This window comes from Streptomyces sp. NPDC002057 (assembly GCF_040296665.1).
GTDB lineage: Bacteria > Actinomycetota > Actinomycetes > Streptomycetales > Streptomycetaceae > Streptomyces.
This window is the reverse complement of record NZ_JBEOXR010000020.1, coordinates 1-13,219: the sequence shown is the minus strand read 5'-3', so window position 1 is coordinate 13,219 and position 13,219 is coordinate 1. Positions and strand designations below refer to the sequence as shown.

The following is a 13,219-nucleotide window of genomic DNA, read 5'->3' as shown; positions in this document are numbered from 1 at the left end:
GGTGTTGCTCCTAGGTTCTGCTCTGGTGGGGGGTCAGAAAAGGCTGTCCGAGGCGAAGCGGAGGGCGAACTGCGGGTATCCCGACAGCACGACTCCGGCGGCGGCGGTCAGCGCGATCGCCAGGGTGATCGAGACGGGGGCCGGGTGGGGGACGGGGACCGTCGTCGGCGTCTCCTCCGGTGCGCCTGCCGACGCGCCTTCCGGGGCGCCTGCGGGCGCGCCTTCCGGTGTGCCTTCCGGTGTGCGGAACAGCAGCGCCGTCCAGCGGAGGTAGTAGTACAGCGCGATCACGACGTTGACGCCCATGATCACGGCCAGCCAGCCGAGGCCCGCGTCGACGGCCGCCGAGAAGACGGTCACCTTCGCGAAGAGGCCGATGATACCCGGGGGCAGACCGGCCAGATTCAGGAGGAAGAACGCGAGCGCGAGGGCGGCGGCGGGGCTCGTCGCGTACAGACCGCGGTAGTCCGCGATCCGGTTCCGGGGGTGGCGGCGGGCGACGAGCGCGACGACCGCGAACGCGCCGAGGTTCACGACGGCGTACATCAGGGCGTACGCGACGGTGGCGCCGATCTGGTCGTCGCTGGAGTACGCGGCGGCCGCGATCGGCACGAGCAGGTAGCCCGCCTGGGCGACGGAGGACCAGGCCAGCAGCCGGACCGCGCTCCACGCGCGCGTGGAGCGCTGGCGGAGGGCGGCGACGTTGCCCGCGGTCATGGTGAGCGCGGCGAGGACGGCGAGGGCGGGGCCCCACACGTCCGCGTACGAGGGGAAGGCGACGACCGTCACCAGGATGAGCCCGGTGAAGCCGACGGCCTTGCCGACCACCGAGAGGTAGGCGGCGACGGGCAGGGGCGCGCCGACGTAGGTGTCGGGGACCCAGAAGTGGAAGGGGACGGCGGCCGTCTTGAAGGCGAAGCCGACGAGGGTGAGGGCGACGCCCGCCTCGGCGAGCGTCTGGAGCTGGCCGGGCACGTCGTCGAGGCCCTGGGCGAGCTCCGTGAGATGGAGGGTGCCGGTGGCCGCGTACACGAAGCTGACGCCGAGCAGCGTGACGGCGGTCGCGGTCACGGAGGACAGGAAGAACTTGAGCGCCGCCTCGCCGGACCCGCGGTCGCCGCGCTTGAGGCCGACGAGCGCGAAGGCGGGCAGCGAGGCCACCTCCAGGGCGACGACGAGGGTCGCGAGGTCGCGGGAGGCAGGCAGCAGGGCGGCTCCGGCGGCCGAGGCGAGCAGCAGGAACCAGAACTCGCCGGCCGGGAGCTTCTCTCGGCTCCCGGTGGCCCCGCCGTGCTCCGCGGTCCCGGTGGGCCCGCTCGCCCCGTCGGTCGTGCCGGACCGGGTGCGCCCGCGTGCCCCGAGGGGGTCGCTGGTCTCCGTGAGCGAGAGCAGCGCCGTCAGGAGCGCGCCGCCGAGGACGAGCAGCTGGATGACGAGGGTGAAGTCGTCGGCCGTGTAGCTGCAGGCCCTGACCTGGGTGTCGGCGGTCAGGCAGAAGGTGGAGCGGTCACCGGCCCGCAGCGGGACGAGGAGGGCGAGCGCGGCGACGAGGCCGCCGATCGCGGTCCAGCCGAGGAGCCGCTTGCGCTCCTCGGGGACGAACAGGTCGGCGACGAGCACGACGAGCGCGACCACGGCCGTCAGGGTCGGGGGCGCGATCGTGAGCCAGTCGACGGACTGGACGAGCGACGACGTCACTGGGTGCCTCCGGCGAGGAGCTTCTGGACGGCCGGGTCGGTGAGGCCGAGGAGGACCGCGGGCCAGAGTCCGGCGAGGACGGTGAGGGCGACGAGCGGGGTCCAGGCGGCGAACTCGTACCCCTGGACGTCGGCGATCGGCGTCTCCCCGGCGGGGCGGGGCCCGCCCATGCAGACGCGGCGCACGACGAGGAGGAGGTACGCGGCGGTGAGGAGGGTGCCGAAGGCGCCGATCGCCGTGAAGGTGAGGAAGGCGGGCCGGCTGAGGCCCTCGGCGGGGTCGAAGGCCCCGAACAGGGCCAGCATCTCGCCCCAGAAACCGGCCAGGCCGGGCAGGCCGAGGGAGGCGACGGCCGCGAAGGCGAGGAGGGCGCCCAGACGTGGGGCACGGCCGTAGAGGGCGGCGCCGGTGGCGCCCGCGAGGGTGTCGAGGTCCGCCGTGCCGTACCGGTCCTTGACCGCGCCGACCAGGAAGAACAGCAGGCCGGTGACGAGGCCGTGGGCGACGTTGGCGAAGAGGGCGCCGTTGACCCCGGTGGGGGTCATGGTGGCGATGCCGAGCAGGACGAAGCCCATGTGGCCCACGGAGGAGTACGCGATGAGGCGCTTGAGGTCGCCCTTGTTGCCGGGCCGGGCGAGGGCGAGGCAGGCGAGCGATCCGTAGATGATCCCGACGACGGCGAAGGCGGCGAGGTAGGGGGCGAAGGTCCGCATGCCGTCGGGGGTGATCGGCAGGAGGATGCGGACGAAGCCGTACGTGCCCATCTTGAGCAGCACACCGGCGAGGAGCACCGAGCCGACCGTGGGGGCGGCCGTGTGGGCGTCCGGCAGCCAGCTGTGCAGCGGCCACATCGGGGTCTTCACGGCGAGCCCGAGACCGATCGCGAGAACGGCGATGACCTGCACGGACGTGGTCAGCCCACGGCCGTTGTCAGAGGCCAGTGCCACCATGTCGAACGTGCCCGCCTTCACGCCGATGAGGAGCAGGCCGAGCAGCATGACGACGGAGCCGAGCAGCGTGTAGAGGATGAACTTCCAGGCGGCGGCCCGCCTGCCCTCGCCGCCCCAGCGGGCGATGAGGAAGTACATCGGGATGAGGACCATCTCGAAGGCCAGGAAGAACAGGACGAGGTCGAGGACGGCGAAGGTGGCGAGGGTGCCGGACTCCAGGACGAGCAGCAGCGCGACGAAGCCCTTGGGGGAAGGGCCCGCGGGCATCTTGAAGTAGCTGTACAGCGCGCAGAGGAAGCCGAGCAGCGCGGTCAGGACCAGGAGGGGGAGGGAGATGCCGTCGACACCGAGGTGGATCCGCACGTCCAGTGCCCTGATCCAGCTGATGTCCGTCGTGGCCTGCATCCTCGACGGCCGGTCGTGGTCGAAGCCGAGGGCGAGGACGATCGCGGCCAGCAGGATCACGCCGGTGACGGTCACGCCGTGGCGGAGCACGGCCTGGTCCGGGGACTTCCCCTTCAGCCCCGGCGGGGCCGGGAGGAGGGCGGCGGCCGCGCCGAGGAGCGGCCCGGCGACGATCGCCGCCAGAAGGAACTGCATCACGGATTCGCTGATATCGATCACGGCTCACGCTCCGGCGGCGGCGTTGGCGAGGGCGACGGCGACGATCGCCAGGACGACGGAGCCGGCGAGCAGGGCGCTCAGATAGGTCTGCACGTTGCCGGTCTGGGCGCGGCGGACGAGCCAGCCGAGCCCCTTGGCGGAGTCGCCCGCCGCGCGGACGTAGGTGTCGACGACCTCGCGGTCCAGGAAGCGCACCAGGGAGGCGGCGGCGAGGACGGGGCGGACGAACGCCGCCCGGTAGACGGCGTCCAGGTGGAAGCCGTCGGCGGCGGGTCCGTACAGCGGGCCGAGCAGGGCGCGGCCGGGGTCGGCCGGGTCCTTCGCGGGGTGCGGCAGGTGCAGCGCCTCCGCCTCGACGAGGCCCGCGTCGGCGTCGGGGTGGGCGACGTGGGGGGCGGGAGCCGCCACCGGGGTCCTGACGGCGAGGGTGCGCCAGATCGCGTACGTGATGACGGCTCCGGCGGCGGCGAGGCCGGTCCCGAGGACGGCGGTGGTCAGGGTCGGGGTGAGCGCGTTCCCGTCGAACCAGTCGTCCAGGTGGGTGACGGTCAGGCCGAAACCGAGGGAGGGGATCGCGAGCACCCACAGGACGGTCGTCATGGCGAGGGGCTGGCGGCCGTGGTCGGGGGCCTCGGCGCCCCGGCCGCGGAAGGTCCGCAGCCAGAGGCGGAGCGCGTACGCGGCGGTGAGCAGGGCGGTGAGGAGCCCGGCGACGAGGACGGTCCAGCCGGCCCCCGCGGGCGCGACGTCCCGGTCCCCGAAGGCGGTGTGCTCGGCGGCCACGAGGACGGCTTCCTTGGAGAAGAAGCCGGCGAAGGGCGGGATCGCGGCGAGCGCGAGGAGGGCGACGGTCATCGTCCAGTAGGCGTCCGGGATCCGCTTCGCGAGGCCGCTCATGCGGGACATGGCGGTGAGCGAGTTGGTGCCGGCGGCGTGGATGACCGCACCCGCCGCGAGGAAGAGCAGCGCCTTGAACGCGGCGTGCGAGAGGAGGTGGAACAGGGCGGCCCCGCGGTCGCCGACGGCGAGCGCGCCGGCCATGTAGCCGAGCTGGCCGATCGTCGAGTAGGCGAGGACCCGCTTGATGTCGTCCTGGGCGAGCGCGGCGAGCGCCGAGCCGACCATCGTGATCGCGGCCATCACGGCGAGCACCGTCATCGCGGCGGCGGAGGAGGCGAAGACCGGCAGCAGCCGGGCCGTGAAGTAGATGCCGGCGGCGACCATCGTCGCCGCGTGGATGAGCGCGGAGACGGGGGTGGGGCCGGCCATGGCGTCCGGGAGCCAGGTGTGCAGCGGGAACTGCGCCGACTTGCCCGCCACACCGGCGAGCAGCAGCAGCGCGATCAGGGTGGGGTGGTCGAGGCCGCCGCTCGCGACGGCGCCGAGGACGCCCGTGATCCGGAAGGTGCCGGCGTCCACGGCGAGCGCGAAGAGACCGATGAGGAAGGGGACGTCACCGAGCTTGGTGACGAGGAAGGCCTTCAGGGAGGCGGCCCGCGCCTCGGGCGTCTCCCAGTAGTGGCCGACGAGGAAGTACGAGCAGATGCCCATGATCTCCCAGCCGACCAGGAGCACCATCAGGTCGCCGGAGTAGACGACGAGCAGCATCGCGGAGGTGAAGAGGGAGACGAGCGCCGCGTACGAGGGGTAGCGCGGGTCGTCGCGGAGGTAGCCGGTCGAGTAGACCTGCACACAGGTGGCGACGACGCCGACCAGCACGGCGACGAGCGCGGCGAAGCCGTCGATGTACAGGGCCAGGTCGATCGGGACCGAGCCGGTGGGGGTGAGCTGGGTGGCGGCCTCGATCGTCTTCCCGCCGCCCTGGCGGACGGCGACGAGGACGGCGAGGACGGCGGCGGCCAGCGTCGGCAGCACGGCGAGCGGCCGGACGAAACCGGGCGCGGTACGGCCCAGCAGGAGTCCGGCGACGGAACCGAGGAAGGGCAGGAGGGGGACGAGGACGGCGAGGGTCGTGGTGGTCACGCGGTGGCCTCGGCCTTCTCGCCGGTGGGCGTCTCGTTCGCGGGCGCGTCGTCGGACGTGCCGTCCGGGGAGTCCGGGTGCTCCGCCGTGTCACGGAGGCGGTCGATGTCCGCGGTGCCCTTGTTGCGGTGGACCATCAGGACGATCGCCAGACCGATGCCGATCTCGGCGGCGGCGATGGCGATGGTGAAGAGGGTGAGGGCCTGGCCGGCGTGGAGGGTGTCGCGGAGCCAGACGTCGAAGGCGACCAGGTTGAGGTTGACGGCGTTGAGCATCAGCTCGACGGACATCAGGACCAGGATCGCGTTGCGGCGGGCGAGGACGCCGTACACGCCGATGGAGAAGAGCAGGGCGGCGAGGACGGCCGGGTAGGCGAGGTGCATCAGCGCCGCTCCTCCTTCTTCCTGTCCGAGGAGGGCTTCTTGCGGGAGAGCACGATCGCGCCGACCAGGGCCGCGAGGAGGAGGACGGACAGCGCCTCGAACGGCAGCACCCAGTGCCGGAACAGGATCTGGCCGGTCACCTCGGTGGAGCCCTGCACGGCCCCGTCCAGGTCGATCCAGGTCGTGCGGAACGCGTCGACGACCACCCAGACGAGCGCGACCGCGGCGACCAGGGCGACCGCGGCGGCGACCGGCCTGTTGCGGGAGTCGGCGTCCGGGGAGCGGCCGATGGGGGCCTTGGTGAGCATGAGCCCGAAGAGGAGGAGGACGACGACGGAGCCCACGTAGATCAGGACCTGGACCCAGGCGATGAACTCGGCCGTCAGGAGCAGGTACTCGACGGCGAGGCCGCCGAGCGCCACGACCAGCCAGAGCGCGGCGTGGACGAGCTGACGGGTGGTGACCGTGACCAGGGCGGCGCCGAGGGTCACCAGGCCGACGAGGAGGAAGGCGATCTCGACGCCGGTGGGCGAGAGGAAGCCCTGCCCCTGCGCCGCCTGCGCCGCTTGGGTCGTGTGTGCTGCCAGGATCACTGCTGCTCCCCCTCGGCGGCCGCGGCGGCGGCCTTCTCGGCCGCCTTCTCCGCCGCCTTGCGGGCCGCCGCGATCTCCTTCGGTTCCTCCGCGTGCGGATCGAGCGCGGGCGGTTCGGGAACCGTCCACATCCACTCGCGGAGCTTGTCGCGCTCATGGGTGAGCTCGTGGATGTCGGTCTCCGCGTACTCGAACTCCGGCGACCAGAACAGCGCGTCGAAGGGGCACACCTCGATGCAGATGCCGCAGTACATGCAGAGCGAGAAGTCGATGGCGAACCGGTCCAGGACGTTCCGGCTGCGGTCGCGTCCGCCGGGCGTGGCCGCGGGGACGGTCTCCTTGTGGGAGTCGATGTAGATGCACCAGTCGGGGCACTCGCGGGCGCAGAGCATGCAGACCGTGCAGTTCTCCTCGAACAGCCCGATGACCCCGCGCGTGCGGGGCGGCAGCTCGGGCTGGACGTCCGGGTACTGCGCGGTGACGGTCTTCCTCGTCATCGTGCGGAGGGTGACGGCGAGGCCCTTGGCGAGGCCGGAGCCGGGGATGGGCATTACTGGATCGCCACCTTCACGATGCCGGTGAGCGCGATCTGCGCGAGCGCGAGCGGGACGAGGGTCGTCCAGGCGAGCCTCTGGAGCTGGTCCTCACGGAGCCGGGGGTAGCTCACCCGGAGCCAGATGACGACGAACGCGAGCACCGCGGTCTTGAGGAGGGTCCAGACCCAGCCGAGACCGTCGCCGCCGAACGGGCCGTGCCAGCCGCCGAGGAACAGGACGGTGGTGAGACCGCACAGGACGACGATGCCGGCGTACTCGGCGAGGAGGAAGAGCGCGAAACGGAGGCCGGTGTACTCGGTGTACGCACCGAAGATGATCTCCGAGTCGGCGACCGGCATGTCGAACGGGGGCCGCTGGAGCTCCGCGAGACCGGCCACGAAGAAGACGAGCGCGCCGGCGATCTGCCAGGGCACCCACCACCACTCGAAGGCGTTCAGGATGCCGGGGAGGGAGACCGTGCCGGCGGCCATGGCGACGGAGGCGGCGGCGAGGAGCATCGGAAGCTCGTACGCGAGGAGCTGGGCGGCGGTACGGAGCCCGCCGAGCAGCGAGAACTTGTTCGCGGAGGCCCAGCCGGCCATCAGGCTGCCGAGGACGCCGACGCCCATCACGGCCAGTACGAAGAAGATGCCCGCGTCGACGACCTGACCGACGGCTCCCTCGCTCGGGCCGATCGGGATCGCCACGAGGACGAGGAGGTACGGGAGGAGGGCGACGGCCGGCGCGAGCTGGAAGACCCGCCGGTCGGCGTCCTTGGGGACCACGTCCTCCTTCTGCGCGAACTTCACGCCGTCGGCGACGAGCTGGGCCCACCCGTGGAAACCACCGGCGTACATCGGGCCGAGCCGGCCCTGCATGTGGGCCATGACCTTGTGCTCGGTCTGCCCGACGACGAGCGGCAGGACGAGGAAGACGGCGAAGACGACGAGGAGCCGGAGGGCGACGTCGAGTACGTCGTTCACGCGGGATCGCCTCCGGCGGGGGTGGTGGGGTCGGGGTCCGGGCCGGGATCGGCGGGGTCGGGCTTGTCGGGCCGCGGGCGGGGCCCGGAGTCGGAGCTGGAACCGGAGCTGGAACCGGAGTCGGAGTCGGAGTCGACGTTCGTGTCCCCGTCGGCGTCCGTGTCCGCGTCGGCGGGCGCGCCGGGCTCGGCCGGGGCCGTCGGCTCGGCCGGGGCCGTCGGCTCCGGTGCCGCCTCGGGCGGTGCCGTGGGCTCCTCGCCGAAGGCCGGGCGGGCGTGGTGCCAGGGGGCGTCCGCACTGCGGGTACGCGGAGCCGCCGGGCCGGCGGCCGCCGCGCGCGGCTCGGGGCCGTCCGGGGCCGCCTGGCTCGCGGACCCGTCGGCCGCCGAGCGTGAGCGGCGCGGCGGGCGGGTCGTGGGTGTCGGAGTGTCGGCCGCCGGGGCCGGACCCGGGGTGGGGGCTCCCGGCTCGGGGGCGGTGTCGGGCGGTGCCGTCTGGCTCGCGGACCCGTCGGCCGCCGAGCGTGAGCGGCGCGGCGGGCGGGCCGGCGGCTCCGGGGTGGCGGCGGTCGTCCCGTCCGAGGCCGGGACCCCCTGGCTCGCCGAGCCGTCCGAGGCCGAGCGTGAGCGGCGGGGCGGGGCCGCCGGAGCGTCCGGCGTCGTGGCCGGGGGCGTCGCCGGGGAACCGGTGGCCGGCGCCTCCGGTTGGCTCGCCGAGCCCTCCGTCACCGAGCGGGTCCGGCGGACCGGGCGGTCGCCCGCTGCCGCGCGGGCCGGGCGGGCCGGCGCCGGGGGGAGCTGGCCCTTCAGGGGGCCCCATTCGTTGGGGTCCGGGACGCCCGGGGGAAGCATCTGGCGGCGCTTCGGGCCGCCGCCGTCGTGGGACTCGCCCGGTTCCTTCGCGCCCGGCCACGCCTTGGCGACCCGGGCCGCGAGGACGAAGTCCTTGCGCAGCGGGTGACCCTCGAAGTTCTCGGGGAGGAGCAGCGGCACCAGGTGCGGGTGGCCCGTGAAGTCGACCCCGAACATCTCGTGGGTCTCGCGCTCGTGCCAGCCCGCGCCCGCGTACACCCCCACCGCCGTGGGGAGGACGGGTGCCGCGTGCGGGACCGTCGTACGGACGAGGAGGCGACGGGGTCGGCCCCCCGCCAGCGACACGACGTGCGCGCAGACCCGGAAGCCCGTGCCCGGCTCGTCCACCGCGCTCAGCCAGTCGAAGTAGGTGCACCCGAGCGCGGACCGGGCGGTCTCCAGGGCCGTGATCCAGGACTCCGGCGGGACGTCGACCGTCAGCAGGTCGTACGCCTGCTCCGCCGTCGCCTCCTCGCCGAAGATCTCCGTCACGGCCTCGGGGAGGGAGTCGTAGGCGGAGTCGGGAGCCGGGTCGTGGGAGGGGGTGGGGAGGGAGTCGGGGGCGGTCATTCCTGGCCTCCCGGGCCCTGGACCAGGGGGCTCGTCAGCTGGGAGACCGACGCGGCGGTGGCGTACCGCTCCGCCAGGCTCTCCCGCGCGATCTTCTCCTGGAGCTTGAGGATGCCCTGGAGCAGCGCTTCGGGGCGCGGCGGGCAGCCGGGGACGTACACGTCGACGGGGATGATCTGGTCGACGCCCTTGGTGACGGAGTACGAGTCCCAGTACGGGCCGCCGCAGTTCGAGCAGGCGCCGAAGGAGATGACGTACTTCGGCTCCGGCATCTGCTCGTAGAGCCGCTTCACCGCCGGCGCCATCTTGTCCGTCACCGTGCCCGAGACGATCATCAGGTCGGCCTGGCGCGGGCCGGGCGCGAACGGGATCACACCGAGCCGGATGAAGTCGTGCCGGGCCATCGACGCGGCGATGAACTCGATCGCGCAGCACGCGAGCCCGAAGTTGAAGACCCACAGGCTGTAGCGGCGACCCCAGTTCAGGACCACCTTCATCGGCTCGGGGGCCAGGCGGGCGAGCGGCCCCAGCGTGGGAGCGGGCAGGGGTGTTACGTCCATGACAGGACGCCCTTCTTGTACGCGTAGAGCAGCCCCACGGCCAGGAAGCCGAGGAAGACGAACATCTCGACCAGGGTCGTGGCGCCGTAGCCGGGCGCCGCGAAGATCGTCGCCCAGGGGAAGAGGAAGATCGAGTCGACGGCGAAGACGACGTAGAGGAAGGCGTACACGTAGTAGCGGACCTGGGTGTGGGCCCAGCCCTCTCCCACGGGGTCGACGCCGCACTCGTACGTCATGAGCTTCTCGGGCGTCGGCACGACGGGCCTCAGCAGCCGGCCCGCGCCGAACGCCACGGCGACGAAGAGCACGCCGACGACGGCGAGCAGGCCGACGACGGAGTACGTCTGGAAGTAGTCCGCCGCGTCGGCCGCGACAACGGTCGGTTCCCGCACGTCCGCCCCTCGGTCTCGGTGTCTCATGAGTCACTTCTGTACGGACGCGAGTCTAGGCCCTGCTAAAGGGACCGTAAGCAGTCGCGTACACGGCCCCCGTGCGACCTCGGCGACGTTCCTGGTGGGGCTATCCCCCCTCTCCCTCACCCACCTCCCCCATGGCGTCGCGCGGGCCCCGACCGGCAGTCTGGGAAACATGACCGCTGATCACGACATCGCCGAGTCCGCCGGACCGGTCGGGGCCGCCGGGCCCGCAGTCCCCGCCGGATCCCCCGGCCCCGCCCCCGCCCCGCGTCCGCCCCGGCGCACCGCCTACGGGAAGGAGACCTGGAAGGAGATCGCCTTCCTCCTCTCCAACCTCCTCACCGCGCTGGTCGGCTTCGTCTACGCGGTCACGAGCGTGCTCCTCGGCGTCGGCCTCTCGGTCACCGTGATCGGCCTGCCCCTGCTCGCCCTCGGCCTCGGCGGCGCACGCCTGATCGGCCGGTCGGAGCGGGCCCGGGCCAGGGCGCTGCTCGGGGTCGAGATCGCGGAGCCGTCACCGCTGCCGTCGCGCGGCGGCTTCTTCGGCTGGCTGTGGACGACGCTCAAGGACCCGGTGGCCTGGCGGACCCAGCTGTACGGGCTGATCCGGCTGCCCTGGGGGATCGTGACCTTCGTGGTCGCGCTGGTCTCGCTCATCGTCCTCTGGCCCGTCCTGCCCTTCCTCGCCCGTGGTCTGGGCAACGCCGACCGGGGCATGGTCCGGGGTCTCCTCTCGCCCTCCGACGAACTGGAGCGGCGGATCGCCGAACTGGAGTCCGACCGGGGCGTCGTCGTCGACACCGCCGCAGCCGACCTGCGACGCATCGAACGCGACCTGCACGACGGGGCGCAGGCCCGGCTCGTCGCCCTCGCGATGGGCCTCGGCCTCGCGAAGGAGAAGCTCCTCGACGACCCGGAGACGGCGGCGGCGATGGTCGACGAGGCGCACGGCGAGGTGAAACTCGCCCTCCAGGAGCTGCGGGACCTCGCGCGGGGCATCCACCCGGCGGTCCTCACCGACCGGGGGCTGAGCGCCGCGCTCTCCTCCGTCTCGGCGCGCTGCACGGTGCCGGTGAAGGTGAACGTGGACCTGTCCGAACGCCCCGCGGAGGCGATCGAGGGCATCGCGTACTTCACGGTGTCGGAGCTGCTCCAGAACGTGTCCAAGCACGCTCGCGCCCGGTCCGCGTCCGTGGAGGTGTGGCGGGCGAAGGACCGGCTGCTGCTCCAGGTGCGGGACGACGGCGCGGGCGGTGCGCGCTTCGACGGCGGTACGGGGCTCGCGGGGCTCGCGGAGCGGCTCGGCGCGGTGGACGGCCTCCTCGTCCTGGACTCCCCGGAGGGCGGCCCGACGGTCGTCACGGCGGAGCTGCCGTGGCGGTCCCGCCCGGGCACGTGACCCCCTGACGGGGCCGTGACCGCGTGCGGGGTCATGCCCCCGGCCGGGGCCGTGGCCCCTGACGGTGACGTCGTCCCGTGCGGGGCCGCCGTCCCGTGCGGGGCCGCCGTCCCGTGCGGGGCCGCCGTCCCGTGCGGGGCCGCCGTCCCGTGCGGGGCCGTCGTCCCGGTCCCCTCAGGTAGGGAAAACCCCCCGCCCCAGACGCCCACCCGCCTCATGGTCCGGCGGGCCGTGAGACGGAACCCTGGATCACGTACCGCCCACCCCCCTTGAGCAGAGAAGGACTCCAGCGATGGCCTCCCACCGACTCCCCGCCGCGATCCGCGCGCCGTTCGAGGCCCGCACCTGGCGGGCGCTCCTCCACGTACTGATCGGGCTGCCGCTGAGCGTCGTCTGGTTCGCGCTCTCCGTCTCCTTCGTGTCCGCCGGGGCGGGGCTGCTCATCACCTTCCTCGGGATCCCGATCCTCGCCGGGGCGCTCGCGATGTGCCGGGGCTTCGGCGCGGTCGAGCGGGCGCGGGCGCGCGGGCTGCTCGGGATCGACGTGTCGGCCCCCGAGCCGGTGCGGGGCCGGACCGGCGGGGCGTTCTCCTGGATGGGGGCCATGCTGAAGAGCGGGGCGTCGTGGCGGCACCTGCTGTACGCGGTGGTGCACATGCCGTGGGCGGTGTTCTCGTTCTCCGTGACGGTGGCGTTCTTCGCCTGGGGCTGGAGCCTCTTCACGTATCCGCTGTGGCAGTGGGTCTTCCCCATGTACGCGGGTCAGGCCGGGCTCCAGCTGTACGGCGACGGGACCCACGACCTCTACCTCGACTCCCCCTTCGAGATCGCCTTCACCAGCGCCGTCGGGCTGCTGTTCGTGATGGCCGGGCCGTGGCTGCTGCGCGGGTTCGTCGCCGTCGACCGGCTCCTCGTCTCCGGGCTGCTGGGCCCGTCCCGGCTCGCGTCCCGCGTGACCGAGCTGGAGTCCGACCGGGGCGTCGTCGTCGACACCGCCGCCGCCGACCTGCGGCGCATCGAGCGGGACCTGCACGACGGGGCGCAGGCGCGCCTCGCCGCGCTCGCCATGGACCTGGGGCTCGCCAAGGAGAAGCTGGCGGAGGACCCGCGGGCGGCGGCCGTCCTGGTCGACGAGGCGCACGGCGAGGTGAAGCTCGCCCTCCAGGAGCTGCGGGACCTGGCCCGGGGCATCCACCCGGCGGTCCTCACGGACCGGGGGCTCGACGCGGCGCTCTCGGCGGTGGCCTCGCGGTGCGCGGTCCCGGTGTCGGTGGACGTGGACCTGCCGGCCCGGCCGGTCGCGGCGATCGAGGGCATCGCGTACTTCACGGTGTCGGAGCTGCTCCGGAACGTCACCCAGCACGCGCGGGCCCGGCGGGCGTGGGTGGACGTGTGGCGGGCGGGTGACCGTCTGATGCTCCAGGTGCGGGACGACGGGGTGGGCGGGGCGGAGTCCGTGGCGGGGCGGAGTCTGTCGGGGCTCGCCGAGCGGGTGGGTGCGGTGGACGGGGTGCTGGCGGTGGATTCGCCGGCGGGCGGTCCGACGACGGTGACGGTGGAACTGCCCTGGCGCGCCTAGTCCCGGCCGCGGGGCCGGGGCGGGCCGCCCCCCTCGACCCTGTCGGGTCATGCCTACGCGACTGTGGCGCGCCCCACAAGAGTGTCTCGGGAAC

General features: G+C 73.4%; 12 protein-coding genes. 2 read left to right on the top strand and 10 right to left on the bottom strand.

Features of this window, described 5'->3' with window-relative positions:
* Nucleotides 1–33: 33 nt before the first annotated feature.
* From ABT129_RS17665 to ABT129_RS17620, 10 genes are read right to left on the bottom strand one after another with little or no spacing between them, the layout of a single operon-like run.
* Entirely contained in the window at nucleotides 34–1,698 is a 1,665-nt protein-coding gene (locus ABT129_RS17665) for an NADH-quinone oxidoreductase subunit N (RefSeq protein WP_351901829.1), read from the bottom strand.
* The gene (locus ABT129_RS17660; protein WP_351902010.1) at nucleotides 1,695–3,248 is read right to left on the bottom strand and encodes a complex I subunit 4 family protein; all 1,554 of its coding nucleotides are present in this window, start codon (nucleotides 3,246–3,248) and stop codon (nucleotides 1,695–1,697) included. The genes ABT129_RS17665 and ABT129_RS17660 overlap by 4 nt, the downstream gene beginning before the upstream one ends.
* Before the next feature lie 27 nt (nucleotides 3,249–3,275).
* Nucleotides 3,276–5,255, bottom strand: coding sequence for an NADH-quinone oxidoreductase subunit 5 family protein (locus ABT129_RS17655; RefSeq protein WP_351901828.1), 1,980 nt, complete (start codon nucleotides 5,253–5,255; stop codon nucleotides 3,276–3,278).
* Nucleotides 5,252–5,638, bottom strand: a complete 387-nt coding sequence (gene nuoK, locus ABT129_RS17650) for an NADH-quinone oxidoreductase subunit NuoK (RefSeq protein WP_351901826.1) — start codon at nucleotides 5,636–5,638, stop codon at nucleotides 5,252–5,254. The genes ABT129_RS17655 and nuoK overlap by 4 nt, the downstream gene beginning before the upstream one ends.
* Complete coding sequence (locus tag ABT129_RS17645) at nucleotides 5,638–6,231, bottom strand: NADH-quinone oxidoreductase subunit J family protein (RefSeq protein WP_351901824.1); 594 nt, start codon at nucleotides 6,229–6,231, stop codon at nucleotides 5,638–5,640. Before ABT129_RS17645 ends, nuoK begins: the two co-directional genes overlap by 1 nt.
* Nucleotides 6,228–6,782 (bottom strand): NuoI/complex I 23 kDa subunit family protein, encoded by a 555-nt coding sequence (locus ABT129_RS17640; protein WP_351901822.1) that lies wholly within the window; start codon nucleotides 6,780–6,782, stop codon nucleotides 6,228–6,230. Before ABT129_RS17640 ends, ABT129_RS17645 begins: the two co-directional genes overlap by 4 nt.
* Nucleotides 6,782–7,750 (bottom strand): complex I subunit 1/NuoH family protein, encoded by a 969-nt coding sequence (locus ABT129_RS17635; RefSeq protein WP_351901820.1) that lies wholly within the window; start codon nucleotides 7,748–7,750, stop codon nucleotides 6,782–6,784. The genes ABT129_RS17640 and ABT129_RS17635 overlap by 1 nt, the downstream gene beginning before the upstream one ends.
* Entirely contained in the window at nucleotides 7,747–9,171 is a 1,425-nt protein-coding gene (locus ABT129_RS17630; protein ID WP_351901818.1) for an NADH-quinone oxidoreductase subunit C, read from the bottom strand. Before ABT129_RS17630 ends, ABT129_RS17635 begins: the two co-directional genes overlap by 4 nt.
* Nucleotides 9,168–9,731 carry an NADH-quinone oxidoreductase subunit B gene (locus ABT129_RS17625; RefSeq protein ID WP_351901816.1) on the bottom strand — a complete coding sequence of 188 codons (564 nt, stop codon included), beginning with the start codon at nucleotides 9,729–9,731 and terminating at the stop codon, nucleotides 9,168–9,170. Before ABT129_RS17625 ends, ABT129_RS17630 begins: the two co-directional genes overlap by 4 nt.
* Nucleotides 9,722–10,150, bottom strand: a complete 429-nt coding sequence (locus tag ABT129_RS17620) for an NADH-quinone oxidoreductase subunit A (protein ID WP_351901814.1) — start codon at nucleotides 10,148–10,150, stop codon at nucleotides 9,722–9,724. The genes ABT129_RS17625 and ABT129_RS17620 overlap by 10 nt, the downstream gene beginning before the upstream one ends.
* A 169-nt stretch (nucleotides 10,151–10,319) precedes the next feature.
* On the opposite strand from ABT129_RS17620, the gene ABT129_RS17615 reads away from it, so the two are divergent.
* Both ABT129_RS17615 and ABT129_RS17610 read left to right on the top strand, forming a co-directional pair.
* Nucleotides 10,320–11,546, top strand: a complete 1,227-nt coding sequence (locus ABT129_RS17615) for a sensor histidine kinase (protein ID WP_351901812.1) — start codon at nucleotides 10,320–10,322, stop codon at nucleotides 11,544–11,546.
* Nucleotides 11,547–11,838: 292 nt separating this feature from the next.
* On the top strand, nucleotides 11,839–13,125 hold the full coding sequence (locus ABT129_RS17610; protein ID WP_351901810.1) for a sensor histidine kinase: 1,287 nt from the start codon (nucleotides 11,839–11,841) through the stop codon (nucleotides 13,123–13,125).
* The last annotated feature ends 94 nt before the right edge of the window (nucleotides 13,126–13,219 follow it).

Excerpts from the sequence above, each read along its gene's own strand:
- ABT129_RS17630 (WP_351901818.1), bottom strand. The coding sequence starts at position 9,171 with ATGACCGCCCCCGACTCCCTCCCCACCCCCTCCCACGACCCGGCTCCC.
- ABT129_RS17610 (WP_351901810.1), top strand. The coding sequence starts at position 11,839 with ATGGCCTCCCACCGACTCCCCGCCGCGATCCGCGCGCCGTTCGAGGCC.
- ABT129_RS17615 (WP_351901812.1), top strand. The coding sequence starts at position 10,320 with ATGACCGCTGATCACGACATCGCCGAGTCCGCCGGACCGGTCGGGGCC.
- ABT129_RS17640 (WP_351901822.1), bottom strand. The coding sequence starts at position 6,782 with ATGCCCATCCCCGGCTCCGGCCTCGCCAAGGGCCTCGCCGTCACCCTC.
- ABT129_RS17620 (WP_351901814.1), bottom strand. The coding sequence starts at position 10,150 with ATGAGACACCGAGACCGAGGGGCGGACGTGCGGGAACCGACCGTTGTC.
- ABT129_RS17625 (WP_351901816.1), bottom strand. The coding sequence starts at position 9,731 with ATGGACGTAACACCCCTGCCCGCTCCCACGCTGGGGCCGCTCGCCCGC.
- ABT129_RS17660 (WP_351902010.1), bottom strand. The coding sequence starts at position 3,248 with ATGCAGTTCCTTCTGGCGGCGATCGTCGCCGGGCCGCTCCTCGGCGCG.
- nuoK (WP_351901826.1), bottom strand. The coding sequence starts at position 5,638 with ATGCACCTCGCCTACCCGGCCGTCCTCGCCGCCCTGCTCTTCTCCATC.